General features: G+C 60.2%; 5 protein-coding genes. 1 reads left to right on the forward strand and 4 read right to left on the reverse strand.

Annotation, left to right across the window (positions count from 1 at the left end; genetic code table 11):
* Positions 1 to 84 precede the first annotated feature (84 nt).
* From ACW9JC_RS27605 to secA, 4 genes are all read right to left on the reverse strand, one after another.
* Complete coding sequence (locus ACW9JC_RS27605) at positions 85 to 1029, reverse strand: Nudix family hydrolase (RefSeq protein ID WP_457458989.1); 945 nt, start codon at positions 1027 to 1029, stop codon at positions 85 to 87.
* Positions 1026 to 1658 carry a glutathione S-transferase family protein gene (locus tag ACW9JC_RS27610; RefSeq protein ID WP_457458991.1) on the reverse strand — a complete coding sequence of 211 codons (633 nt, stop codon included), beginning with the start codon at positions 1656 to 1658 and terminating at the stop codon, positions 1026 to 1028. The genes ACW9JC_RS27605 and ACW9JC_RS27610 overlap by 4 nt, the downstream gene beginning before the upstream one ends.
* Positions 1659 to 1803: 145 nt before the next feature.
* Positions 1804 to 3021, reverse strand: coding sequence for a bifunctional glutamate N-acetyltransferase/amino-acid acetyltransferase ArgJ (gene argJ, locus ACW9JC_RS27615; protein ID WP_217872763.1), 1218 nt, complete (start codon positions 3019 to 3021; stop codon positions 1804 to 1806).
* 120 nt (positions 3022 to 3141) lie between these two features.
* A complete protein-coding gene (secA, locus tag ACW9JC_RS27620) occupies positions 3142 to 5877 on the reverse strand; it encodes a preprotein translocase subunit SecA (protein WP_448109130.1) in 2736 nt (911 codons plus the stop codon).
* 308 nt (positions 5878 to 6185) lie between these two features.
* On the opposite strand from secA, the gene ACW9JC_RS27625 reads away from it, so the two are divergent.
* On the forward strand, positions 6186 to 6641 hold the full coding sequence (locus tag ACW9JC_RS27625; RefSeq protein ID WP_457458994.1) for a DUF721 domain-containing protein: 456 nt from the start codon (positions 6186 to 6188) through the stop codon (positions 6639 to 6641).
* Positions 6642 to 6691 lie beyond the last annotated feature (50 nt).

The following is a 6691-nucleotide window of genomic DNA, read 5'->3' on the forward strand; positions in this document are numbered from 1 at the left end:
CGCGCCGAACACAATATTTGTGTACGCCACTAAACCTGTGGGAGCGGGCTTGCCCGCGATGGGGCCAGTACACTCACTAGAGAATCAAGCCTCAGGCCAAAACGCCCGAATCCCCGCCACACCCTGCGCACCCGCCGCCCAGGCTTTCTCGACTTCCGCCGGGCCAACGCCACCGAGCAGAAACACCGGTTTGCTGAACCCTTCGATCAAGCTCGACGCCTGTTCCCAACCCAGCGGCTCAGCCCCCGGATGCGTCAGCGTCGGCTGCACCGGCGACAAAGTCACGAAGTCCACGCCCATCTGTTCAGCCAACGCCAACTCTTCAGCGTTATGGCATGACGCCGCCAGCCAGCGCGATGCGGGCAGCGGTCGACCGGCCGCCGCGTACTTGCGCAGTTGCGCCGAGGTGATGTGCCAACCGGCGGACGGGAAGTCTCCCAGCCACTCGAACGGCCCCTTGATCATCAACTGCGCTTTGCCGGCACACAGCCCCACCGCATCCACGGCCAGGTCGCGATATTTTGGGTCGTAACCGTTCGGCGCACGCAATTGAATCAACTTGATGCCACCGGCGATGGCTTTCTGAATGCCCCGCAGCAGGGCTGGCGTTTCGAGATCTTCCGGCGTGATCAGGTACTGATCCGGTAACCGCGCCGCCGCGACGATTGGCCGGTTGGCCTCGGGGAACTCATAACCCGACAAATCACGCGCCGTCACCCAGGCCAATGGCTGGCCTTCAGCGCCGTGCGGCTCGCCGCCGAACGCCGAGACTTCCCAGACATCCAGCAACACCTGCTTGTCCGGGTAATCGTGGCGAACCTTGATCAACGGGCGAGCCGCGTTGACCACGATGCCCAGCTCTTCTTGAAGCTCGCGAGCCAGCGCGGTTTGCACCGATTCGTCGGCCTCGACCTTGCCACCGGGAAACTCCCACAGGCCGCCCTGGTGTTGGGTATCGGCACGGCGGGCGATCAGGATCTTGCCGCTGTCGTCACGGATAACGGCAGCCGCTACGTGTACTCGTTTCACCGCTCGATTTCCTCCAGTCCGGCCTTCTGCCAGGCCTTGAAGGCTGGCCATTGGTAGATGGTTTCAATATAGGCCTGATCAACCGCGGACAGCTTCACCTGATAGGTGCGCAGGCGCACAGCGATCGGGGCAAAGAACACGTCAGCCAAACTGACGCGACCAAACAGGTATGGACCCACTTCGGTCGCGGCAGCACGACACTCGGCCCACAACGCTGCCATGCGTTCGATGTCCGCCTGCACATCCGCCGGAAGCGGCGACAGCGGCGCGTCATGGCTCAGGTCGAACGGCATGTTGCCGCGCATGGCGAAGAATCCGCTGTGCATCTGCGCGCAGGCCGAACGCGCCTGGGCACGGGCGGCAATGTCTTTGGGCCACAGGTTCGCGTCGGGAAACTGTTCGGCCAGGTATTCGGCAATCGCCAGGGAGTCGGCGATGGTGCCGTGTTCGGTTTTCAGCAGCGGGACTTTGCCGGTCGGCGAATGCTTGAGCACTCGCTCGCGGGTGTCGGGCTGGTTCAGTTTGATCAGTTCTTCGGTGTAGGCGGCGCCGGTCAGATCGAGCGCCAGGGCGCCGCGCAGGGACCAGGAGGAAAGCAGTTTGTCGCCGATGATCAGGTGCAGGCTCATGTTCGGGACCTTTAGATATAGGGACAAGCCAGTCTAGTGGCTGACCGGCAAACCGCCATCGCGAGCAGGCTCGCTCCTACAGTGGATCGGGTGTACACAAATCCAATGTGGGAGCTAGCCTGCTGGCGATGGGTTTGACTCGGTCTTAAGTACGGTACTCGGCGTTGATCTTCACGTACTCGTGGGACAGGTCTGTCGTCCAGATGGTTTCGCTGCAATCACCGCGACCCAGTTCGATACGGATGGTGATTTCTTCCTGCTGCATCACCGCTGCACCCTGGGCTTCGGTGTAAGTCGCGGCGCGGGCGCCACGGCTGGCGATGCACACGTCGCCGAGGAACACGTCGATCTTGCTCACGTCCAGGTTCGGTACGCCGGCACGGCCGACAGCGGCCAGGATACGACCCCAGTTAGGATCAGAGGCGAACAATGCGGTCTTGATCAGTGGCGAGTGAGCCACGGTGTAACCGACGTCCAGGCATTCCTGGTGATTGCCGCCGCCATTGACTTCAACGGTCACGAATTTGGTCGCGCCTTCGCCGTCACGCACGATGGCCTGGGCCACGTCCATGCACACCTCAAACACCGCTTGCTTGAGCTTGGCGAACAACTCGCCTTCGGCGCGGGTGATTTCCGGCAACGCTGCCTGACCGGTAGCGATCAGCATGCAGCAGTCGTTGGTCGAGGTGTCGCCGTCGATGGTGATGCGGTTGAACGACTTGTTGGCACCGTCCAGCATCAGGTTTTGCAGCACGTCGCGGGCAACTTTGGCGTCGGTGGCGATGTAGCCGAGCATGGTCGCCATGTTCGGACGAATCATGCCCGCGCCTTTGCTGATGCCGGTAACAGTGATGGTCACGCCATCGTGCTGGAACTGGCGGCTCGCACCTTTTGGCAGGGTGTCGGTGGTCATGATGCCAGTGGCGGCAGCTTCCCAGTTGTTGACCGACAGATCGTCGAGAGCGGCTTGCAGTGCGCCTTCGATTTTCTCGACTGGCAGCGGCTCACCGATCACACCGGTGGAGTACGGCAGCACCTGGCTGGCGTCCACGCCGGTCAGCTCGGCCAGCTTGGCGCAGGTGCGTTCAGCGGCGGCCAGGCCCGGTTCACCGGTACCGGCGTTGGCGTTGCCGGTGTTGGTCAGCAGGTAACGCACCGGGCCTTGCACGCGTTGCTTGGCCAGGATCACGGGAGCGGCGCAAAAGGCGTTCAAGGTGAATACGCCTGCCACGGTGGAACCTTCGGCACAGCGCATGACCACGACATCCTTGCGCCCCGGGCGCTTGATGCCGGCCGAGGCAATACCGAGTTCAAAACCGGCAACCGGGTGCAACGTTGGCAAAGGACCAAGACCAACAGCCATGAGTGCGCTCCTAACTAAATGATGTCTGCACCGCTCGGCAGGAACGGTGGTTTAAATGGCAAAACGCCGCGACGGCATAAGCCGGTCGCGGCGCGGGTATTTCAGCGATTGAAACGGGTTTTACTGGATCTGCCCGTGGCAATGCTTGAACTTCTTGCCCGAACCGCAGTAGCACAGCTCGTTGCGGCCCAGCTTCTGCTCGTTGCGAACCGGTGCGGTGGCGAGGGCCACATCGACCTCTTCACCCAACTGCTCCGGCTGCTCCAGGCCTGGGGCTTCTTCATGCAGGAACTGCATGCGAGCGGCCAGTGCTTCGGCTTCCTGACGCAGGCGCTGCTCTTCTTCGATCGGATCTTCGCGGCGAACCTGAACGTGCGACAGCACGCGGATCGAGTCGCGCTTGATCGAATCCAGCAGCTCGGAGAACAGCGTGAACGACTCGCGCTTGTATTCCTGCTTCGGGTTCTTCTGGGCATAGCCACGCAAGTGAATGCCGTGACGCAGGTGGTCCATGGTCGACAGGTGGTCTTTCCACAGATCGTCCAGCACGCGCAGTACAATTTGCTTCTCGAAGGTGCGCAGCGCTTCGGCGCCCGCCTGGTCTTCTTTCTCGTTGTACGCTGCAATCAGTTCCTGCATCAGTTTTTCGCGCAGGGTTTCTTCGTACAGGTGATCGTCTTCGTCGAGCCACTGCTGAATCGGCAGCGCCACACCGAAGTCGCTCTGCAACGCGGCTTCCAGACCGGCCACGTCCCACTGCTCAGGCAGCGATTGCGGTGGAATGTGTGCGCTGACGGTAGCGTTGAGCACGTCCTGACGGAAATCGGCGATGGTTTCACCGATGTTGTCGGCGGCCAGCAACGTGTTACGCATGTGATAGATCACTTTACGCTGTTCGTTGTTGACGTCGTCGAACTCGAGCAGTTGCTTACGAATGTCGAAGTTGCGGCCTTCAACCTTGCGCTGAGCCTTTTCGATAGCGTTGGTCACCATGCGGTGCTCGATCGCTTCGCCAGGCTGCATGCCCAGGGCCTTCATGAAGTTCTTCACCCGGTCCGAGGCGAAGATACGCATCAGGCTGTCTTCCAGCGACAGGTAGAAACGGCTGGAACCGGCGTCACCCTGACGACCGGCACGACCACGCAGCTGGTTGTCGATACGGCGCGATTCGTGACGCTCGGAAGCAATCACCTGCAAACCGCCCGACTCGAGCACCTGCTGGTGACGTTTCTGCCAGTCGGCCTTTATCTGGGCGATCTGCTCAGGGGTCGGGTTTTCCAGCGAAGCGACTTCCACTTCCCAGTTACCGCCCAACAGGATGTCGGTACCACGACCGGCCATGTTGGTGGCGATGGTCAGTGCGCCTGGGCGACCGGCCTGGGCGATGATCTCGGCTTCTTTTTCGTGGAACTTGGCGTTCAGGACCTTGTGCTCGATGCCTTCCTTGTTGAGCAGGTCGGACATGCGCTCGGAAGTTTCGATGGTCGCGGTACCCACCAGCACCGGACGGCCGGCGGCCATGCTTTCCTTGATGTCAGTGACGATCGCCGCGTATTTCTCGTCGGCGGTCAGGAACACCAAGTCGTTGTAGTCTTTACGGGCCAGCGGCTTGTTCGTCGGAATGACGAGGACCTGCAGGCCATAGATCTGATGGAACTCGAACGCTTCGGTGTCGGCCGTACCGGTCATGCCGGACAGTTTGTTGTAAAGACGGAAGTAGTTCTGGAACGTGGTCGATGCCAGGGTCTGGCTCTCGGCCTGGATGTTCAGATTTTCCTTGGCTTCGATGGCCTGGTGCAGGCCTTCGGACAGACGGCGACCCGGCATGGTACGACCGGTGTGTTCGTCGACCAGTACAACCTGACCGTCCTGCACGATGTATTCGACGTTGCGATGGAACAGCTTGTGCGCGCGCAGACCGGCATAAACGTGAGTCAGCAGGCTCAGGTTGTGCGCCGAGTACAGGCTCTCGCCTTCAGCCAGCAGGCCGAGGCTGGTGAGCGACTCTTCGACGAACTGGTGACCGGCTTCGTTGAGCTCGACCTGGCGGGTCTTCTCGTCAACGGTGTAGTGGCCGGCCTTGGTGACTTCGCCTTCGACTTCTTCAACGTGCAATTCCAGCTTCGGGATCAGTTTGTTGATCTCGATGTACAGCTTGGAGCTGTCCTCGGCCTGACCGGAAATGATCAGCGGAGTACGGGCTTCGTCGATGAGGATCGAGTCGACTTCGTCGATCACGGCAAAATTGAGTTCGCGCTGGAATTTTTCTTCCATGCTGAACGCCATGTTGTCGCGCAGGTAGTCGAAACCGAATTCGTTGTTGGTGCCGTAGGTGATGTCGGCGGAGTAGGCAATACGCTTCTCTTCCGGCGGCTGGAACGGCGTAACCACGCCGACCGTCAGGCCGAGGAATTCGTAGAGCGGACGCATCCAGTTGGCGTCACGACGGGCCAGGTAGTCGTTCACCGTCACAACGTGCACGCCCTTGCCGGACAATGCGTTGAGGTAAACGCCCAGTGTTGCCACCAGGGTCTTGCCTTCACCGGTGCGCATTTCGGCGATCTTGCCTTCATGCAAGGTCATGCCGCCGATCAGCTGGACGTCGAAGTGGCGCATACCCATGACGCGCTTGCCGGCTTCGCGGGCGACCGCAAAGGCTTCTGGCAACAGCTTGTCGAGGGTTTCCCCTTTGGCGACGCGGGCCTTGAACTCATCTGTCTTGGCACGCAATTGATCGTCCGAAAGGGCTACCATTTGCTCTTCGAAGGCATTGACGAGTTGCACCGTCTTGAGCATGCGTTTGACTTCACGCTCGTTCTTGCTTCCAAAAAGTTTCTTTAACAAAGGCGCAAACATATCGGCAGGATCTTCCACACTAAAGGGATGGAGGGCGGCCCCGTGAGTCGCCCGTGCAGCCCTCATGGCCGCATGCGAACGAGCATTCTACCCGGAAACGGAAGTGAGGAAAGTGGCGATATTCCACGATGCTGGCACTGCGCTTTGACGGGGCTCACTTAAAATAGGGGCGTTTTGCTCAACTTCAAGCCGTTCAGGGCAGAAGTTAGTTGTTGATTTAATGGGTAAAGCAGGGACAAAAGCAATGGGTCAGGTGCATCGGGTGCTTTCTGCTACCATGGCGACTCTGTAACTTCAGGTGTTGGATCATGGCATTTCGCCCTCTTACGGCCCGAGCACCCGCCGTTCTGCTTCGCGAAGCCAAGCCGCTCAAAGCCATTCTCGGCCACGCTCAACGCCTTGGACATCTGCAACGTCTGCTCGAAAGCCAACTGCAACCCGCCGCTCGCGAGCACTGCCATGTAGCTTCGTGGCGCGAAGGCAGTTTGTTGCTGATCGTCACCGACGGACATTGGGCTACCCGCCTGCGTTACCAGCAAAAACGTCTGCAACGGCAACTGCAAATGTTCGACGAGTTTGCCAGCCTCACGCGAATCCTGTTCAAGGTCCAGCCGCCTACCGTTCAGCAAGGTGCGGTCGGGCATACCATGGACTTATCGAATGATGCGGCGGCGACCATCCAGGCGACGGCCGATGGCATCAGCGATCCGAACCTGCGAGCGGCGCTGGAGCGGTTGGCGGCGCACGCCAAGACCAAGAACTAGAAACAAGATCAAAAGATCGCAGCCTGCGGCAGCTCCTACATGGAAATGCG

It is taken from the genome of Pseudomonas sp. SDO5591_S426 (assembly GCF_054070755.1).